At 57.7% G+C, this 18,568-nt stretch carries 15 protein-coding genes and 1 tRNA gene; 14 read left to right on the top strand and 2 right to left on the bottom strand.

From position 1 onward, the window contains the following. Positions 1–71 precede the first annotated feature (71 nt). From B5G40_RS12400 to B5G40_RS12385, 5 genes are all read left to right on the top strand, one after another. Positions 72–1,349 (top strand): hypothetical protein, encoded by a 1,278-nt coding sequence (locus tag B5G40_RS12400; protein WP_143383413.1) that lies wholly within the window; start codon positions 72–74, stop codon positions 1,347–1,349. Positions 1,350–1,387: 38 nt separating this feature from the next. Continuing rightward, positions 1,388–1,918, top strand: a complete 531-nt coding sequence (locus tag B5G40_RS16710) for a hypothetical protein (RefSeq protein WP_143383412.1) — start codon at positions 1,388–1,390, stop codon at positions 1,916–1,918. Positions 1,919–1,959: 41 nt separating this feature from the next. Continuing rightward, the gene (locus B5G40_RS12395) at positions 1,960–3,723 is read left to right on the top strand and encodes a dynamin family protein (protein ID WP_158099530.1); all 1,764 of its coding nucleotides are present in this window, start codon (positions 1,960–1,962) and stop codon (positions 3,721–3,723) included. After that, entirely contained in the window at positions 3,698–5,455 is a 1,758-nt protein-coding gene (locus B5G40_RS12390) for a dynamin family protein (RefSeq protein ID WP_087399803.1), read from the top strand. Before B5G40_RS12395 ends, B5G40_RS12390 begins: the two co-directional genes overlap by 26 nt. Before the next feature lie 72 nt (positions 5,456–5,527). Further along, on the top strand, positions 5,528–7,597 hold the full coding sequence (locus B5G40_RS12385; protein ID WP_087399802.1) for a dynamin family protein: 2,070 nt from the start codon (positions 5,528–5,530) through the stop codon (positions 7,595–7,597). Positions 7,598–7,752: 155 nt separating this feature from the next. On the opposite strand, the gene B5G40_RS12380 is transcribed toward B5G40_RS12385, so the two are convergent. After that, positions 7,753–8,703, bottom strand: a complete 951-nt coding sequence (locus tag B5G40_RS12380) for a homing endonuclease associated repeat-containing protein (protein ID WP_087339119.1) — start codon at positions 8,701–8,703, stop codon at positions 7,753–7,755. Positions 8,704–9,017: 314 nt separating this feature from the next. Then, a tRNA-Leu gene (locus B5G40_RS12375) sits at positions 9,018–9,103 on the bottom strand. Positions 9,104–9,254: 151 nt separating this feature from the next. On the opposite strand from B5G40_RS12375, the gene B5G40_RS12370 reads away from it, so the two are divergent. From B5G40_RS12370 to rimO, 9 genes are all read left to right on the top strand, one after another. Next, the gene (locus tag B5G40_RS12370; RefSeq protein ID WP_087399801.1) at positions 9,255–10,646 is read left to right on the top strand and encodes a hypothetical protein; all 1,392 of its coding nucleotides are present in this window, start codon (positions 9,255–9,257) and stop codon (positions 10,644–10,646) included. Between the two features lie 29 nt (positions 10,647–10,675). Then, a complete protein-coding gene (locus B5G40_RS12365) occupies positions 10,676–11,362 on the top strand; it encodes a response regulator transcription factor (RefSeq protein ID WP_087187359.1) in 687 nt (228 codons plus the stop codon). Between the two features lie 64 nt (positions 11,363–11,426). Beyond that, positions 11,427–12,845 carry a sensor histidine kinase gene (locus B5G40_RS12360; RefSeq protein WP_242959421.1) on the top strand — a complete coding sequence of 473 codons (1,419 nt, stop codon included), beginning with the start codon at positions 11,427–11,429 and terminating at the stop codon, positions 12,843–12,845. 122 nt (positions 12,846–12,967) lie between these two features. Continuing rightward, positions 12,968–13,948, top strand: a complete 981-nt coding sequence (locus B5G40_RS12355; RefSeq protein WP_087399800.1) for a DUF1385 domain-containing protein — start codon at positions 12,968–12,970, stop codon at positions 13,946–13,948. A gap of 54 nt (positions 13,949–14,002) precedes the next feature. Next, entirely contained in the window at positions 14,003–14,866 is an 864-nt protein-coding gene (gene prmC / locus B5G40_RS12350; RefSeq protein WP_087399799.1) for a peptide chain release factor N(5)-glutamine methyltransferase, read from the top strand. Between the two features lie 41 nt (positions 14,867–14,907). Further along, positions 14,908–16,020 (top strand): recombinase RecA, encoded by a 1,113-nt coding sequence (recA, locus tag B5G40_RS12345; RefSeq protein WP_087187356.1) that lies wholly within the window; start codon positions 14,908–14,910, stop codon positions 16,018–16,020. Next, entirely contained in the window at positions 16,007–16,657 is a 651-nt protein-coding gene (locus tag B5G40_RS12340) for a regulatory protein RecX (protein WP_087328117.1), read from the top strand. Before recA ends, B5G40_RS12340 begins: the two co-directional genes overlap by 14 nt. After that, complete coding sequence (locus B5G40_RS12335; RefSeq protein ID WP_087187354.1) at positions 16,657–17,232, top strand: nitroreductase family protein; 576 nt, start codon at positions 16,657–16,659, stop codon at positions 17,230–17,232. Before B5G40_RS12340 ends, B5G40_RS12335 begins: the two co-directional genes overlap by 1 nt. 12 nt (positions 17,233–17,244) lie before the next feature. Next, complete coding sequence (rimO, locus tag B5G40_RS12330) at positions 17,245–18,564, top strand: 30S ribosomal protein S12 methylthiotransferase RimO (RefSeq protein WP_087399798.1); 1,320 nt, start codon at positions 17,245–17,247, stop codon at positions 18,562–18,564. Positions 18,565–18,568 lie beyond the last annotated feature (4 nt).

The raw sequence follows: 18,568 nt of genomic DNA, 5'->3' as shown, positions 1-18,568 counted from the left end.
CCCAGGCCGAAACAGCCCTTTCCCAAGACGCAATCAGCGGTATAAATCCAGAGATGAGTGCAGAGAGGAGCATGATCATGTTTGCGGATATGTTGGACAACTTCATGGACCTGTTTGACCTGGATGACCTGCCGAAAGAGCCGGACGATGGGCTTATGTCCCAGGCGGGAGGTCAGGAGCAGAACAGTGACCCGGTACTGGTGGACCTGGACGGGGACGGCATCCCTGACATGGTAGTCCAACAGCAGGGATTGGATTTGGATGGGGATGGCATTCTGGAGACCCAGCTGGTCAACCAGGCTTTTGACCTGGATGGAGACGGCATCATCGATGCCCAGCGGGTAAGTGTGGGTGTGGACGGTGACCTGGACGGAGTTGCCGATCTGAATGTGGATACCGTTGCTGTGGACTTGGATGGAGACGGTCTGGCTGATTATCAGCAGATGGGTATGGATCTGGATGGGGATGGTGTGTTTGAACGCCTGGACCAGTTTGTGGATCTGGACGGAGACGGCGTCTTTGATATGGCCCATACGGCCATGGACACAGATGGAGACGGCCGCTTCGATGCATTCCAGATGACGGAGGACCTGGATGGCGACGGCGTGTTCCACGGTGTGGAGCTTGCGCCCGACGACCGTGAACCTCAGGCGGACGACCAAAATCGTCCCGATGATCAGGACGATCAGATCTTTGACGACGAGGCGGACCCCTTCTACGAGCCTGAACCTCAGGCGGAAGTGGAGCCTCAGCCCGACCCCGGCTATGGCGCAGTTCCCAATTTTGAACCCTTTGATCCCGACCAGGCTGACCCGAGTAAGGTGATCGGCGATCCGGAAAGCGCCATGGAAAACTGGCACTGGCAGGAGACTGGGAGCAGCTGTGCGGTGGCCTCCCAGGAGTTTGTGCTGGAGGAACTTACCGGGCAGGAATTTGAGGAGTCGGACCTGCGGGACCTGGCCGAGGCTAACGGCTGGTATATGCCCCAGGCGGGTACCCCCATGGACGACGTGGGCAATATCCTGGAGCATATGGGACTGGACGTGGAGCGCAGCCAGGGCAATTCCATCGATGATATCGCTCAATGTCTCCAGGACGGCGGTCAGGTCATTGTGGCGGTGGACAGCAGCGAGCTGTGGGAAGGGGTCAATGACGACAACTTCGGCCCCGGTATGCAGGCCGATCACGCGGTACAGGTCATTGGCATCGACTATACCGACCCGGATGAGCCTATGGTGATCCTCAATGACCCCGGCGCCTCCAACGGCGGCGGCGCTCAGGTGCCTCTGGATGAATTTATGGATGCCTGGGAGGACAGCGGCTGCTATATGGTAGAGGCCTATGCCTGAGGGAACAGACGTGTCATTGGTGAAAGGAGCAAAGTGCGATGCAAGAGATGCAGATACCATCCGTTTATCAGCTGATCCGCAGCTTTAACCGGGGCGAATTCCGGCGAAAAAGCATTCCCCAGGAACTGGTGTCCGGCTGGCCTGCCATCCGGCGGCTGGGCAAGACCCTGTGTGTGACCATCCCCTATTATGCCCGGGGACGGGCGGGGGATAAGACCATCCTTTATCCCCTGTACTGTTCGGCCACAGTGCCCCTGGGCAACCCGGATATGCTGTTGGATTATACCGTTTATCCCCATCAGCAGGGCTGGCAGGACCTGGACTGGTCAAAGCCTGTGGGATCTTTTCCCCATGAGGCCCTTGCGGGGATAGGGCGAAAGGAATACCAGGCTTTGTGTGCCCGCTTGTACAACTATTACGATGAGATGGTACGGGCTATTCTTCAGGGTAAATCCTTTGCTGCCCGGGAGGAGATGGGGGAACTGTTCTGCCGGCTGATGGAGCCAGACCAGTATCCCCAGTATCTGCGGATCGATCAGAGATTTTATCGCTTCTTCTGTCCCATCTGAAGGCACGGAAGAGATTATCATGGAGAAGAGGGTGGGCGGACGTGTGGAAAGAGGAATATACCCAGGCCTGCAGTATTTTGGCGGCAGGGCGCTATGCTAAGCTGGCCAAGCAGGCGGAGGGGCTCCATCGCTGGGTGAATGCCCGTAAATTCAGCGTAGTGGTGGTGGGGGAGTTCTCCCGGGGCAAAAGCCGTCTCATCAACGAGCTGCTGGACCGGCCGATTTTGCCGGTCAGAACCTTGCCCACGACTGCCCTGCGTACCACAGTGACCTACCATAACAAAGAGATGCTGGTCCATGTAGGCCCTGACGGAAAAAAGACGGGCTACCCCCTAAAGGAGCAGGCATGGCAGCAGTTTCTGGCCGGAGAGGGCAGAGCGGACCCGCAGGGCACCCTCTATGTGGGCGTGGACATTCCCTGGCTGGGTCAGCACCGGCTGGAGCTGGTGGACACTCCGGGCACCGGGGATCTTGTGGAGCGGCGGACCATCCTGGCGGAGGAGGCCCTCACCGGCGCGGACGGCGTGATCATTGCCGTTTCGGCCCGTACGCCGGTCAGCGGCACGGAGCGCAAATGGATCCAGAGCCGGCTGCTGGCCCGGGAAGTGCCCCGCATCATGGTGGTCATCACCAAGCTGGACCAGATCGAGGAGGAGTCCCGGGCCAGGGTAGTGGCCCATATCCGGGACAAGGTCCGGGAGATCAGTCCGGCGGTGGAGGTGTACGTGGCCCATGGCTGGAGCGGGGAAGAGGGAGTCCCCGGCGGCCGAGAGCAGATCATCAGACGGCTGATGGACTGGGCGGATGCCCCGGAGCACAGCCAGCTGCGGGAACAGGCGGCCCGGGACCGGCTGGCTGGGTTGTTGACCATAGCGGCCGACGATTTGCGCTGCAGGGCGGAGCAGGCCAGGAATCAACGAACCCAAAAGGCTCAGGACCAGCAGCAGGCAGCCAGACAAGCCGCAGAGCAGGCGGGACAGCTGTGGGACATGATGATTTCTGAGCTGAAGGACCGGGCCCCGGCGTGTATCAGCAGCATCCGCGGCTTTGCCGCTGAGAAGGAGCAGCTGCTGCTGGAGAAATTCCAATATGAGCTGTCCCATGTCAGTGAACCCAAGCGGTGGTGGGAGGAGGACTACCCCTACCGGATGAAAATGGAGATGACCGGGTTTTCCACCGCCATGGAGCAGGAGTTTGCCAGGACCTTCAGCGATGATCTTCGGGGAATCAACGAGACTATGGCCCGCAACTACCGGCAGACCCTGTCGGTGGGCCGCATCGGTATCATGGACAAGGATCTGATCGATATCGGCAGCGGCGAACAGATCGCCGGACTGGAGGACATCCAGAAGAAAAAGGTCAACTTTCAGGTGGGACGAACCCTGGCTACCGCCGCCGGGTATGTACTGCTGGCCGGTACAGGCGGTCCCGCTGCCATTGTTACCAATCTGTGCCTGGGTGCGGGCAGCACGGTGCTGGGTGAGAAGGTATTCCGCTCCAGTGTGGACGTGCAGAGGGGCAAGGTGCTGGAAGCGGTCAAGGGACAGGTGGAGCAGTTTACCAAACGGGCAATTTCCGCTGCTGAGCAAAACATCAATCAGGCCTACCGCCGGATGTGCGGCGAGATCATGCAGCGGAAGGAACTCTGGTTGGATACACAGACCAGAAAACCGGCGGAATCCATGGCGGACGAGCGGGGCGGCAGCCTGGACAAGCTGCTGCTGGAGACAGAGAACCTCATCGCACGGCTGACCAGACATCAAGGTGGAGGTACGGACGATGGAGCACTCTGTCAAGGCGGTTGAGTTTCAATTATATGAGGATTTGGTCCAGCTGCAGAAGATGCTGGAGGTCATGGAGCTGGATCCGGCCCTGACGGAGCGGTTAGAGGAGTGTAAAGAGCTGATTCGCACCAAGCGCTACCGCGTGGCGGTGATGGGGGAGTTTAAGCGGGGAAAGAGTACCCTCATCAACGCCATGTTGGGTCTGCCGGTGCTGCCGGCGGACGCTACCCCCACCACTGCTACCGTAAACCGTATTACCTACGGAGTGGAGGAGCGGGCGGTGGTGCGCTTCCGGGACGGTCGGGAGCAGGAGATCCCGGTGGACCGACTGGCGGACTATGTGACCAAGCTGACGGAGGAGGGCCGGGCGGTCTCTGAGACCGTACAGGAGACGGTGCTGTACTATCCCAGCGTTATCTGTCAGAACCATATTGAGATCATTGATACCCCGGGCCTGAACGACGAGCGGGAAATGACCCGCATTACCCTGGAGACCCTGCCCCAGGTGGATGCGGTCATTATGCCCATCCACGCCCGGGTACCCTTCAGCAGCACCGAGCGGGACTTTGTGTGTCAGATGCTGGAGAGCAAAAACATCGATGACATTATCTTCGTCATGACCTTTCTGGACCAGCTGGACGAGGACGACTATGTGTACGAGGACTACGTGGAGGCGGTGAGCCGCCGCATCCGGCAGGAGGTTTTTGGGGCGCTGGAGGAACGCCGGGCCTCAGAAGAGGTGCTGCGGAAGGCTCACCGGGTACTGGACCAGGTTCGGCTCAGTGGCGTTTCGGCCTCCCAGGCTCTGAAGTCCTTCGTGAGCAACCAGAAAAAGCTGCTGGCTCAGAGTCATTTTGAAGGTTTTCTCAACGACCTGAAAAAGACCCTGGCAGGCCGCCAGATGGAGTGCGCCGTCTGGAAGGCGGCCGCCGGCATGGAGTGGGTAGTGACCCATCTGGAGGAGGCCCAGCGGGAGCGGGAAGGCTTTTTCCGGCGGGAAGAGGATAGACTTCGGGAGATGCAGCGGCGTACCCAACGCTTTTTTGGGGATTTTTCCCAACAGCTGGAGGAACTTTTCCGGCAGCAGCCGGACGTCATGGAGCTGGTGCTGGAGCCCCTGCGTCAGGAGGAAGAGAAGGCGACGGCCGCTGTGATCCGGGCGCTGAGCGGGGTCAGGGTTGCGGAACATATGGCGGTATTCCAGGCGATCAATCCGGTGATCTTGCAGATCCCAGAGCAGATGCATGACTGCTGGCAGCAACAATTAAAACCCATGCTGCTCAGCCGGCTTGCCCAAGTGCTGGAGCAGATCAGCGTGGTGGGCAACCAGGCCGGTGTGGATGAGCCGCTGATGAAGGAGTACGGCTATCTGTTGCAGGAAGCAGAGGATACATGGACTGCCCAGAGCTTTGTTTGGGTGGACGGCCCTTATCCCAACGTGCCGGATCTGGCTCACTGCAACTTCATCCGCTATTTCCGCCCCTATTTGCAGCGCTCGGTGCAAGCCATGGCCCAGCGAATTGTAGACACCGCCGAGGCGGTAAAGGGACGCTGTTGTGCTCAGCTGCCTGAGCGCAATGAACCGCTGCGGGAACGCCTGGCACAGAGACATCAGGAGCAGTATCGCCAGTTGGACGGCCAGCGCCGGGCTTATGAGCAGAATCTGGACAATCTGCGCCAGACGGTCAATCAGGCCTGGAGTAATACCCAGGCTTTGCTGCGGGAGTGGGAAGACGGTCCCGGAGTTGGATAAGATACAGAGAACGACCGGAAAAGGAGACCCTCTTTTCCGGCGCCATTGACAGAGAGAAAGGCGGGAACACCTATGGCAGAGGAGAAGAACAGCCAGGAGACTTCATTCAGCGGATTTATCAACTATAAGCAGACCATGACCAGCATTACTACCGATCTGAAGAAGCTGCGGGAGTACAGTGAGAAGCTGGATCTGAACGGCAACATCAATGGCATTGACGAGATCCTCAAGCGGATGGCCAATGACAACTTCAACGTGGCCATTGTGGGTGAGTTCAAGCGGGGCAAGAGCACCGTCATCAATGCCCTGCTGGGCAAAAACATCCTGCCGGTGGACGTGCTGCCTACTACTGCCACCCTCAATAAGATCACCTACAATGTGACGCCCTTTGTCACCGTGGAATATAAGGACGGACGCAAGGAGCAGATCGGCATTGAGGAGCTGGACAACTACGTCACCAAGCTGACCCGGGAGAGCGAGGAGCGGGCCAAGACCATCAAGGAGGCAGTGGTTTATTATCCTATCAACTACTGCAAAAATGGCGTTACCATCATCGATACCCCCGGCCTCAACGACGACGCGGCCATGACCGAGGTGACCATGTCGGTACTGCCAACCATTGATGCCGCCCTGATGGTCATCATGGCTCAGGCGCCCTTCTCCGAGTCGGAGCGGGACTTCCTGGAGAGCAAGATCATCACCAGTGATCTGGGGCGGGTGCTATTCGTGGTCACCGGCATCGATCTGCTGGACGAGGAGGATGTGGATCGGGTCCTGGAGAACATCAAGCGCCGCATCCAGGAGCACGTGCTGAAGAAGGCGGAAAGCGTCTATGGCGTGGATTCCCGGGAGTATCAGACCTATCAGCGCAAGCTGGGCAACATCAATCTGTATGGCCTGTCCGCCAAAAAGGCACTGAAGGCTAAGGTCAAGGGCGACGTGCAGATGTTGGAGGACAGCTGCTTCCCCACGTTTGAAGCGGCACTGGAGAAGTTCTTGTCGGAGGAGCGGGGAGCGATCACCCTCAGCGTGCCGGTGAGCCGGATCAAAACCGCCTCCATGGAGCTGGTGAAGGCCATTCAGCTGCGGATGAGCAGCATGGACATGATGGCCAGCGAGTTTGAAAAGAAATATACAGCTGCGCTGGGGGAGATTGAGTCGGTCCGAAAGGAGCGCAGCCGGGAATTTGATACCGTCAATGAAAATGCCGACAAGGCCTTTGCGGGCCTGCTGCCCATGATCGACAGTTACTGGGATACAGTGGAGCAGGCGGTATCCGATGCCATTGACGCCTATCCCATCAGCAACTCCGACCTGAAGAAGGAAAATGCCGCCGCTACGGCGCAGGCGCTGACCAACCAGGTGAAAAATGCTGTGGCCAAGGTAAGCCAGACAGTAAGTGAGCGCATCCAGAATGCCATCAATGTGGCACTGGAGGGGGAGGCCCAGCGCCTGGCCGGCTTTGAGAATTACTTCTTCCAGGCCACCGAGCGCATCCATGGAATGTTTATGCCCCAACGTACCAGCGCGTCGGGAGGAGACTCGGTGATCGGTGTGGTAGCCAACTCGCTGGTTGGTTTCGGCATCGGCGGTGTGTATGTAGGCTTCAAGGAGGCCGGCTGGAGGGGGGCGCTGCTGGGCGGCGCCACTGGTGTGGGCGGCATGGCCCTGGGCAACATCGGTGTGTTCGGCCTGCTGATGCCTGCGCTGGCCATTCCGATCACCTGGCCGGTAGTGATTGTTGGCTCCCTGGTGGTAGGAACCCTCAGCCTTTTCAGCAGTAAGTGGGTGGTTGACAAGACCTTCTCCCGAGAGAAGATCGAGACCTACAAGGCGTCCTTCAAGGCGCAGGTGCTGGAAGAGATCCAGCGGATGAAGGGTGAGAACAACTTCGCCGAGACGGTGCGCCGGCAGGTGGACGAGGCGTTTGGAGCTCTGAAGGAGAAGATCCGCAAGGAGACTGAAAATATTCTGGAGGATACCCAGAACCAGCTGACCCAGATCAAGGTGGAGCTGGCCCAGCAGCAGGTATCCGGCTCCAAGGAGAAGGAACAGCTGGATGAGATGCTGGAGAGCATCAACCAGATCTGTGTCCGGGCAGAGGAACTGGAACAGCAGTTGGTAGGTATTTTGTCCCGATGAAGCAGAAAACGGAAGGCACACCGTTGGGTGTGCCTTCCGTTTGTTATCGGCATAAAAAGACGTCGGAGCAAGCGATAAAAAGCCTGCTCCGACGTGGAACATCGCAACACTATAGATGCCTGCTAAAAATAATGTAATAATGTATGGTCATATATTTATTCGATCAAGTCACTTTTTCCCAAATTGCATTTACTACAAAGTGTTTGCAAATTTCCTATGACCGTTTCTCCACCTTTAGACCAGGGAATAATGTGGTCAACGTGAAGTTCGACTTCTGAATCTTTTGCTGGAGATGCTCCACAGACACAGCATTTAAAATTATCACGTTTCATCACCAGGAACCGAATTCGAAGGTTAATGTCTCGTTTAGTTTTGTGCTTTATAATAGACAGAGGAGTGTCCTGAGGGACTAAATCTTTTTTGGGGATAAGCGGATCGTCCTCTACACTCTGGTCTGTTTTACTCTCCATTGCCTGAATATCATTTTGTTCATCATTAATCCATACGACAAAGGCTTCAAGTGCATTTCGCCAACCGCCGAACCGGCGACTAAAAGTATTAAGTGCATATTTTGAGTATCCGTTTTTTATATCACTTACTGTTGGCTGCCGTCCTAAAGTAATCCACATGCGTTCTATTTCTTCAAGAAGGGAAACAGTTTCAATGCGTTTTTCCGAAATTTGCTTATAAGGTTGAAGTCCCGCTTTATCTAATGCATCGTTCCATGATTTAAAGCGTTTAAAAACAGTTGAACTACTATATTTTGCAAGGTCATTATACTCCCTGCTGCTAAAAGACTCTTTGCCCAAAATCTTTGAAACACGAATAATATCATCTAATAAATCTCTATTTGAAATCGAAGTATACAAATGAGAACTACTTGCGGCAGCCAATTGGAACTGATTTGATTCCAGTTTACATAATTTTAGAACTTTGAGCCAACTGCCAAAACGTCTACAAATTGTTTCTACGCCATATTGACCGTTTTGTGTATATTCCTTTTTAGTTAAATTCGCCTTGTTTAAGGCCTTTGCTACACGAGCAACATCATTTAATAAATCTTTATCAGAGATATTATGGTGGTATTCGTTTAGTTTAAATTCCATAATATGCCTTTCTTTGCACTATAGTGTTGCAACATTTTGATTGACTTTCGTGTGGCGCTCACTTAAGATTATTTTTTATTGTAATATAAGTTTATACAAATTACAAGAAACAAGTAAACTGTAATGCTTGTTGCTTTTCGGAAAGTATCGTCTAAATCTCTGCCCAACATAAAAATATTGTTTTTGCATTTGAAGAATTTTGAAAAACAAATCAGGGGCTACAAAAAGTGGAAAGTCCCTTACTACAAGGCTTTCCACATACGATGAGCCCCGCTTTTCAATAAAACAGTTCGAAAAGCGGGGCTCATTCATTATGGTGCCGGTGGTGGGACTCGAACCCACACGGTGTTGCCACCAACGGATTTTGAATCCGTCACGTCTACCATTCCATCACACCGGCGTCCTATATGCGGTCTGGATGGTATTATACACGAATTGCGGACAGATGGCAAGCCCTGTAATCGGAATAAATTCAGAAAACGCCATACCATTTCACCGGAAGATGTGTTATGATAACACTATCGAAAATTCCCACGGAGGGCAGAAAATCCATGAAAAAACTCAGACTGATTTTGGCGGCAGGGCTGTTAATGCTGCTGACAGGCTGCTTTTCCCAGTCGGTGGACGACCTTTACGCCCCGCCCAGAGCGCCGGACGACTATCTGAAGCTGGATAATAAGATCAACGAAGTCCTTAACGCCGGCGGCGAGTACGCCGCCCCCCTCACCGGAGAACTGACCCAGAAGGTACAGCTTCAGGATCTGGATGGCGACGGTGTTCAGGAGGCCATCGCTTTTTTCCGGGTCAGTTCGTCGGAGTGCCCCCTGAAGATCTACATTTATCGTCAGACCGGAGACGACTATGAGGTGGCGGCCATTATTGAAGGCGAGGGTTCGGCCATCAACTATGTCTCCTATGAGAATTTGGACGACAGTCCCAGCAAGGAGATCATCGTCAGCTGGCAGATGATGAGCGATCAGAACCACTCCCTGGCTGCCTATTCCATTCATAACGGCCAGGTACTGGAGCTGATGCGTACCAATTATACCAATTTCCAGATCTGCGATATGGACCAGGATGGCCAGGACGAGGTCGTGGTGATCCAGACCGGCGGTACCGAGGAGAGCAACCGGGTGGAGTTGTACAACTATAAGAACGGCATCCTGGGCCTGGACTCCTCGGCGCCCCTGTCCCACAATGTTACCAGCCTGCCGGAGGGCGGAGTTAAGACTGGATATTTGCAGGATAACATCCCGGCGGTTTTTGTCAGCTCTGCCTATGGCCGCAGCGGCAGCGAGACCGATTACGATTCCAGCACCGCCTACAGCCAGACCGGGCAGATCACCGATATTTTCGCCTGGAAAAACGGACGGATCCAGAACATCACCCTGGATCCTGAGACAGGGGAGAGTGACAATACCATCCGTTGGTATACAGCGGTGACAGCAAAAGACATCAATAATGACGGCATTATGGAGCTGCCTGACCCCTATGCGCTGCCTGATCCCAGCAGCACTAGCATTGCGGTGAACTTCTGGGCCATCCGCTGGCGGCAGTACGATATCAACGGCAACTCCCATCCGGTCTTCTCCACCTACTACAACGATCAGGACGGCTGGTATTTTATCCTGCCGGATAGCTGGGACGGCAAGATCACATTGTCCCGCAGCGACGTGGCCGGCGGGGGAGAGCGGGCGGTCATCTTCTCCTACTGGGAGGGAGACGCCAGTGTGGACCCGGCCCCATTCCTGGTGATCTACACCCTGCGGGGTGACAACCGCTATATGCGGGCCAATATGTCGGGCCGCTTCCGGCTGCTGGAGGGGGATGACGACAGCGACACCATCTATGCCGCCCGCTTCATCCAGAACAGCTGGGATTGCGGACTGGACGAGAGCGGTGTGAAGGCACACTTTGCACTGATTACCAACGACTGGTCCTGACACGGACAGGAATATAAGGAGGGAATGGGATGAAAAAGGTACTCGTACTGGAAGACGAGGCCAACATCCGCAGCTTTGTGGTCATCAACCTGAAGCGGGCCGGTTATGAGGCCATCGAGGCCGAGACCGGCGAGGAGGCCCTGGCCCAGCTCAAGCGCAATCCGGATATCAAGGTGGCGTTGCTGGACATTATGCTGCCTGATATGGATGGCTTTGAGGTATGCCGCCGTATCCGGGCGGGGGACAATAACATCGGCATCATTATGCTCACCGCCCGCACTCAGGAGATGGATAAGGTCACCGGGCTGATGACCGGCGCCGACGACTATGTGACCAAGCCCTTTTCCCCGGCGGAGCTCACCGCCCGCATTGATGCCCTGTACCGCCGTACCGGCGGGGCGGAGGCGGTGGATACTGGCGAGATTAGTCAGCCGCCCTTCCTGTTGAATACCCGCAACCGCACCCTGGAGAAGAACGGACAGCGGGTTAAGTTGACCCAGGTGGAGTATTCCATTATGAAGCTGTTTATGGATAATCCGGGGAAGGCTCTGTCCCGGGAGGAGATTCTGGACTCCGTGTGGGGCCGGGACTATTTCGGCGAGCTGAAAATCGTGGACGTGAATATCCGCCGCCTGCGCATCAAAATCGAAGACGACCCGACGAATCCTACCTTTATAACAACGGTATGGGGCTACGGCTACAAGTGGGGCTTCTGACGGCGGCCGCCCAACCCTGTGACGCGCTATTTTTTATCAAACCCAGGTGGTGAAACATCGACCTATGAAGAAAATCAAAGGCATCCGCGGCATTCGGAAGCGGTGGATGGTCAACTCCATCAGCGTGGTGCTCTTCATCGTGCTGCTGGCGGTGACTGCCTTTTCCGCAGCCATGGGCAGCTACTACTATTCGACTCTCAGCGAATCTCTGTCCCAAAAGGCGGAAAGCGCGGTGCGCAGCTTCAACTACTACCGGGCCAGCGGCGACTCCTACTATGAGTATGCCCGGACGCTGGTGGGCAGCGACCAGTCCAGCGACCAGCTGGAGGTGGAGTTCCTGGACGCCAGCGGCCAGATCCGCTACTCCAGTTCGGACCTGACTGCTTTCCGTTCTCCGGGTACCCCTGATATCTCCAAGGCGCTGAGCCAGGGCAAGACCGAGGTGTGGACCGGCTCCGATCCCAGCACTGGGGAGCACATTATGGCTGCCACCAGCCCCCTCATCATCGACGGGGAAGTGGTGGGTGCCATGCGCTATGTTACCTCTCTGCGGAACGTGGACTGGCAGATCGTTATTGTGGTAGCCATCTCCCTGGGCATCGGTATGGTGATCCTGGCTATTGTTTACTTTTCCAACCTGTACTTTGTCCGCTCCATTGTGGAGCCGGTGGCGGGAATCACGGAGACCGCCAAGCGCATCGCCGCCGGGTCCTACGGCGTGCAGATCGAAAAGCGCTTTGACGACGAGATCGGTGATTTGACCGACGCCATCAATGATATGTCTCTGAAGATCAACCAGAGCGAGAAGATGAAGAACGAATTTATCTCCTCAGTGTCCCACGAGCTGCGTACCCCTCTGACGGCCATCAACGGCTGGGCGGAGACCATCATGAACGGCGAGGTGCGGGACGGTGCCGATGTGAAGAAGGGCATGGGCATCATCGTCTCTGAGGCCCGGCGGCTGACCAACATGGTGGAGGAGCTGTTGGAGTTCTCCCGCATCCAGGACGGTCGTTTCACCCTGTCGGTGGAGCCCATGGACATCAAGGCGGAGCTGGAGGACGCGGTATACACCTACCGGGAGTTCTTCCGCCGGGAGGGCATCGAGCTCAACCATTTCGACTGCGACGAGGAGTTTCCGCCCATTGAAGGTGATCCGGAGCGGCTGCGGCAGGTGTTCTGCAACCTGCTGGATAACGCCGCCAAACATGGCGGCTCGGGTAAACGCATTGATACCGCCATCCGCAGGGAGGAGGATATGGTGGTCATCACCATCCGGGACTATGGTCCTGGCATTCCCGAGGAGGAGCTGCCCCACGTCAAGTACAAGTTCTACAAGGGTTCCTCCAAGGCCCGAGGCTCCGGCATCGGCCTGGCGGTGTGCGATGAGATTGTCAGCCGCCATGAGGGTGTACTGGAGATCGGCAACGCCGAGGGGGGCGGCTGTATCGTTACCGTCCGTCTGCCCATCCAACCCCAGTGAGGAAATGTCAGGAAAATCGAACATCTGTTTTAAAAAAGAGACCCGCACCCCTTGCAATCGGGGTGCGGGTCTGATACAATATGTTAGATATGAATCCAAATAGCAAGGAGAACATGGAACGAATGTCAAAACAGACGAAACGTGCCTGCGACACGCCGTATAAGACCATGATCGGCGGTCAGGCCCTGATCGAAGGCATCATGATGCTGGGGCCGGAGAAAAAGGCCGTGGTGGTCCGCAAGCCGGACGGGGAACTGGCCGAGCAGGTAGAGGAGCGGGTGCTCATCAAGGACAAGCATCCGGTGCTGGGTGTGCCCTTCATCCGGGGCGTCTTTAACTTCTGTTCCTCCATGGCCAACGGCGTCAAGGCGCTGATGTACTCCGCATCCTTCGTGCCTGAGGACGAGGAGGAGCCGGAGGAACCCTCTAAATTTGAGCAGTGGCTGGACAAGCACCTGGGCAGCGAAAAGGCAGCCTCCGCCCTGGTGACCCTGGCGGTGGTACTGGGTATCTGCTTCTCGGTGGGACTCTTTATTCTGCTGCCTACCGCCCTGGTGGGCCTGTTGGGCCACTTTACCCCCCTGGCCATGTGGCTGCGCAACGTGCTGGAGGGTGTGGTTCGTATTGTGATCTTTGTGGGCTATCTGATCCTGTGCTCCCACATGAAGGATATCCATCGGGTATTCCAATATCACGGGGCGGAGCATAAGACCATCTTCTGCTATGAACACGGTCTGCCCCTGACGGTGGAGAACGTCCGCAAGCAGCCCCGGCACCATCCCCGCTGCGGTACCAGCTTCCTCTTTGTGGTCATCGTGGTAAGCATTCTGCTGTCCAGCGTGGTGTTTTCCTTTGTGGAGGTGACCAATACCTTCCTGCGGATGGGCCTGCATCTGCTGATGCTGCCGGTGATCGTCAGCCTGACCTACGAATTCAACCGCCTGGTAGGCCGGCATGACAACTGGTTTACCCGTGCGATGTCTGCTCCCGGTATGTGGCTCCAGAACTGGACCACCTTTGAGCCGGACGATTCCATGATCGAGGTGGGCATCCGGGCCTTTACCCTGGTGCTGCCTCAGGAGCAGGGCAAAGATCGGTGGTAACACCCAATAAAGGTGTTTTGAGAGAGAACAAGAGAAACGAGGAGTGGTTACAGCATGGCAACCACCTACAACAACCTCTATCTGGACGTGCGCCGCCGCCTGCGGGAAGCAGGGGTGGAGGGTGCCCAGCTGGAGGCCCGGGAGTTGGTGTGCGCTGCCGCCGGAAAGAACCGGGAGCAGTATTACCGAGATATGGCCCTCTATGCTTCTGACGCGGTGGAGGAGAAGCTGAAGGAGCTGGTGGAGCGGCGGCTGTCCGGAGAACCGGTGGCCTACATCATTGGAGAGTGGGAATTTTACGGCCTGTCTCTCACCGTCAACCGGGATGTACTCATCCCCCGCATGGATACTGAACTGCTGGCTGAGCGGGCTATTCTGCTGGCCCGGGCGGCAAGGGAGGGGGCACGGGTGCTGGATCTGTGCGCTGGCAGCGGCTGCGTGGGTCTGGCGGTGGCCTCCAACGTGCCCGACTGCCGGGTGGTGCTGGCCGATCTCAGCGAGGCGGCCCTGAAAACCTGCAAGCAGAATATCCGCCGGTGTGACCTGAATGCCCGGGTGACCTGCTTCCAGGCCGACGCCCTTCAGCCTCCGGACGGAGCGCTGTGGGACTTTGACGTCATTGCCTGCAACCCGCCATATATTCCCACCGGAGATATTGCCGGACTGGACCGCTCTGTCCGGGATTTTGAGCCTCGTACCGCTCTGGACGGCGGCGCCGACGGCCTGGATTTCTACCGGGCGGTGACTGCCCAGTGGGGCCCCGCTTTGCGGCTGGGCGGCTCCCTCCTTTTTGAGGTGGGGATCGGACAGGCTCCGGATGTGGAGCAGCTGCTGATTGAGCAGGGCTTCTCTAACGTGCAGTCCAGTCAGGACACCCAGGGCATCTGGCGTGTGGTGGAAGGCGTTTTGAATCGGTAAGGGCGGGCTTCTGGCCCGCCGTGAAAGGATGAAAAGGATACATGGCAGACAAGAAGAAATCTGTGGTGGAGAGCGCCGCTCCCGCCTCTGACAAGAAAAAGGCGCTGGAGACCGCCATGGCCCAGATCGAGAAGGCCTACGGCAAGGGCTCCATCATGCGCCTGGGCGACAACGCCGACATTGTGGTGGAGGCCATCCCTACCGGCTCTTTGTCTCTGGACCTGGCCCTGGGCATCGGCGGCGTCCCCAAGGGACGTATCATCGAGATCTATGGCCCCGAGTCCTCCGGTAAAACCACCCTGGCCCTCCACATTGTGGCCGAGGCCCAGAAACGGGGCGGGGAGGTGGCCTTTATCGACGCCGAGCACGCCCTGGATCCCTACTATGCCCGGGCTCTGGGCGTGGACATCGACTCCATGCTCATCTCCCAGCCCGACACCGGTGAGCAGGGCCTGGAAATCTGTGAAGCCCTGGTCCGCTCCGGCGCCATCGATGTGGTGGTGGTGGACTCGGTGGCTGCCCTGACCCCCCGTGCCGAGATCGAAGGCGACATGGGCGACTCCCATGTGGGTCTGCTGGCCCGCCTCATGAGCCAGGCTCTGCGGAAGCTGGCCGGCTCCATTGCCAAGACCAACTGTGTGGTCATCTTTATCAACCAGCTGCGCGAAAAGGTGGGCGTTATGTACGGCAACCCGGAGGTCACCACCGGCGGCCGGGCTCTGAAGTTCTATGCCTCCGTCCGTATGGATGTGCGCCGGGTGGAGTCTTTGAAGAATGGCTCTGAGATCATTGGTAACCGTACCCGGGTCAAGGTGGTCAAGAACAAGGTTTCTCCTCCCTTCAAGGAGGCGGAGTTTGACATCATGTACGGCGAGGGCATCTCCAAGGTGGGCGAGATCCTGGATCTGGCCACCAAGCTGGACCTGGTTCAGAAGTCGGGTTCCTGGTTCGCCATGGGTGAGACCCGTCTGGGTCAGGGCCGGGATGCTGCCAAGCAGTACCTGAAGGACAACCCGGAGGTATGCGATCGGCTGGAGGCCGACATTCGGAAGAACTCCTACAAGCTGATGAGCAGCCAGGCCCGGGCCGCTGCCCGTGCTGCCGGCCGGGCGGTGGATGTATCCGCCGAGGACTTCGAGGATGCGGATCAGTAAACTGGCCCCCTCGGAGCGCATTCAAGGCCGCTGGCTGTGTCACCTGGAGGATGGGACCATCCTCCGCATCACAGAAAATGAGATCGTCGCCTTTGGGCTGTGTTCCGGTCTGGAGCTGAGCCCGGAGCAGTTGGAGCAGGTGGAACGGGCTGCCAAAGCCGCCGCTGTGCGGGACAAGGCTCTGGACCTGCTGGCTGCCCGCCCCTTGTCCCGGAAGGAACTGGTAGACAAGCTGACTGCCCGGCCCCGGAACCGTGAGAAGGAACCGCTGGCTGACCGGGAGACCGCCGAAGCGGCGGCCGACCGGCTGGAGGAGCTGGGCTACCTGAACGATGAGGCCTATGCCCGTACGGTGGCCGACCACTATGCTGCCAAAGGCTGGGGCCCGGCCCGCATCCGGGACGAACTCTATCGCCGAGGTGTGCCCCGGGACTATTGGGACGAGGCCCTGGAGGATCTGGAGGCCCCTGACAACGCTATCGACGCTTTTTTGCAGAAAAAACTCCGCGGGGCGGATCTTACTGACCCCAAAAGCTATCAACGGGCGGCCAACGCTCTGGCCCGCCGGGGCTTCCGGTGGGAGGATATCAAAGAGGGCCTGCGCCGGTACGGCGGGGCACTGGAGGAGGAATTCTGATGGATACCCGCGAAGCCCTGATGACCCGCCGCAGCATCCGCCGCTATAAGGCCGACCCCATTCCGGAGGCCGATTTGAAGGACATCCTGGAGGCCGGTTTGGCTGCCCCGTCCGCTATCAACCTGCAGCACTGGTACTTTGTAGCCGTTCAGAGCCCCGAAGCTCTGGAGGAGGTCAAGACCATCATGGGCGGGGTAGTGGAGAAGTTCACCCCGGTGCTGGAGCAGCGCTTTGCCCGCAACCCGGAGCAGGTGGGTATCACCAACAAGTTCCTGTCCACTCTGGGAGGTGCGCCGGTGTGTGTACTGGTGTTCTTCCTGAAACCTGACTATCCAGACCGGGACGGCGCCATGCAGAGCGTGTCCGCCGCCATTGAAAATGTACTGCTGGCTGCCTGGGACAAGGGGATCGGCTCCTGCTGGCTGTCCGCGCCCCAGCGGATGGGCTTCGGCCCCGCCTTTCAGGAGCGGTTCGCTCCTGACAAAGGAGAATTTGTGGCGGCCATTACCCTGGGCTATCCTGATCAGCAGCCCCAAATGCCTCCCCGCCGGGAGGGCAGATATACCATCGTATAAGGAGGCAGTCTCTTGAAGATTGCATTTGTATCCCTTGGCTGTGCCAAGAATTTGGTGAATACCGAGCAGATGATGGCCCTGGTGAAGGCTGCCGGCCATACCGTTACCGGCGACCCCGAGGGGGCCGATGTGGCGGTGCTCAATACCTGCGGCTTTATCGATTCCGCCAAGAGCGAGGCCATCCAGAATATTTTGGAGCTGGCTGCCCTGAAGGACCAGGGTAAGCTGGGCAAGCTGCTGGTGGCGGGCTGTCTGACCCAGCGCTACCGGGACGAGATCCTGGAGGAACTGCCCGAGATCGACGGCATTCTGGGTACCGGCAGTTATACCGACATCGTGCCCGCTATCGAGTCTGTCATGGAAGGGGATATCCCCACCTACTTCGGGGATATCGACCATACCATCGAGGACGGTGCGCGCATCGTCTCCACGCCCCCCTATACCGCGTTCCTGAAGATTGCCGAGGGGTGCGACAACCGGTGTGCCTACTGCGTCATTCCCTCCCTCCGGGGCCGGTACCGCAGCCGCACCATGGAGTCACTGCTGGCTGAGGCCAAGAAGCTGGCCGACGACGGGGTGAAGGAGCTCATCGTCATCGCTCAGGACATCACCCGGTACGGCACCGATCTGTACCATAAGCGGATGCTGCCGGAACTGCTGACCGAGCTGTGTAAGCTGCCCTTCCACTGGGTGCGGCTCCACTACCTGTACCCCGATGAGCTGGATGACGCCCTCATCGACGTCATTGCCCGGGAGCATAAGATCCTCAAGTATATTGACATCCCCCTCCAGCATATCAATGACCGTATCCTCAAGGCCATGAACCGGCGCTCCACCAAGGCGGAGATCATCGCCCTGCTGAAGAAGCTGCGGGAGCGGCTGCCCGGTCTGGTGCTGCGTACCTCCCTCATCTGCGGCCTGCCCGGCGAGACGGAGGAGGAGTTTGAGGAGCTGTGTGACTTCCTGCGGGAGAGCGGCATTGAGCGGGCGGGTATCTTCCAGTTCTCTCCTGAGGAGGGGACCCCCGCCGCCGTCATGCCTGACCAGGTGGACCCGGATACCGCCAAGCGGCGGGTGGAGCTGCTGGTGGAGCTCCAGAGCCGGGTGATGGACGCCTGGAACGAGAGTCGCCTGGGGGAGACCCTGGAGGTGCTGTGCGAGGGCTTTGACCAGGAGATGGGCTGCTACGCTGGCCGCTCCTATGCCGATTCCCCCGACGTGGACGGCAAGGTGTTCTTTACCGCCGCCGGTCTGGTGCCTGCGGGGACCTTTGTCAACGTGCGTATTACCGGTACCAGCGATGGTGACCTGACCGGGGAAATAGAGGAGTGACGTG

Source organism: Flavonifractor sp. An9, from assembly GCF_002161245.1.
Lineage (GTDB): Bacteria > Bacillota > Clostridia > Oscillospirales > Oscillospiraceae > Flavonifractor > Flavonifractor avicola.
This window is presented reverse-complemented; position numbering and strand designations above follow the sequence as displayed.

Bases quoted from the DNA above. Each gene is read 5' to 3' on its own strand.
- B5G40_RS12400 (WP_143383413.1), top strand. From the start codon at position 72: ATGATCATGTTTGCGGATATGTTGGACAACTTCATGGACCTGTTTGAC.
- B5G40_RS16710 (WP_143383412.1), top strand. From the start codon at position 1,388: ATGCAAGAGATGCAGATACCATCCGTTTATCAGCTGATCCGCAGCTTT.
- B5G40_RS12390 (WP_087399803.1), top strand. From the start codon at position 3,698: ATGGAGCACTCTGTCAAGGCGGTTGAGTTTCAATTATATGAGGATTTG.
- B5G40_RS12385 (WP_087399802.1), top strand. From the start codon at position 5,528: ATGGCAGAGGAGAAGAACAGCCAGGAGACTTCATTCAGCGGATTTATC.
- B5G40_RS12380 (WP_087339119.1), bottom strand. From the start codon at position 8,703: ATGGAATTTAAACTAAACGAATACCACCATAATATCTCTGATAAAGAT.
- B5G40_RS12370 (WP_087399801.1), top strand. From the start codon at position 9,255: ATGAAAAAACTCAGACTGATTTTGGCGGCAGGGCTGTTAATGCTGCTG.
- B5G40_RS12365 (WP_087187359.1), top strand. From the start codon at position 10,676: ATGAAAAAGGTACTCGTACTGGAAGACGAGGCCAACATCCGCAGCTTT.
- B5G40_RS12360 (WP_242959421.1), top strand. From the start codon at position 11,427: ATGAAGAAAATCAAAGGCATCCGCGGCATTCGGAAGCGGTGGATGGTC.
- B5G40_RS12355 (WP_087399800.1), top strand. From the start codon at position 12,968: ATGTCAAAACAGACGAAACGTGCCTGCGACACGCCGTATAAGACCATG.
- prmC (WP_087399799.1), top strand. From the start codon at position 14,003: ATGGCAACCACCTACAACAACCTCTATCTGGACGTGCGCCGCCGCCTG.
- recA (WP_087187356.1), top strand. From the start codon at position 14,908: ATGGCAGACAAGAAGAAATCTGTGGTGGAGAGCGCCGCTCCCGCCTCT.
- B5G40_RS12340 (WP_087328117.1), top strand. From the start codon at position 16,007: ATGCGGATCAGTAAACTGGCCCCCTCGGAGCGCATTCAAGGCCGCTGG.
- B5G40_RS12335 (WP_087187354.1), top strand. From the start codon at position 16,657: ATGGATACCCGCGAAGCCCTGATGACCCGCCGCAGCATCCGCCGCTAT.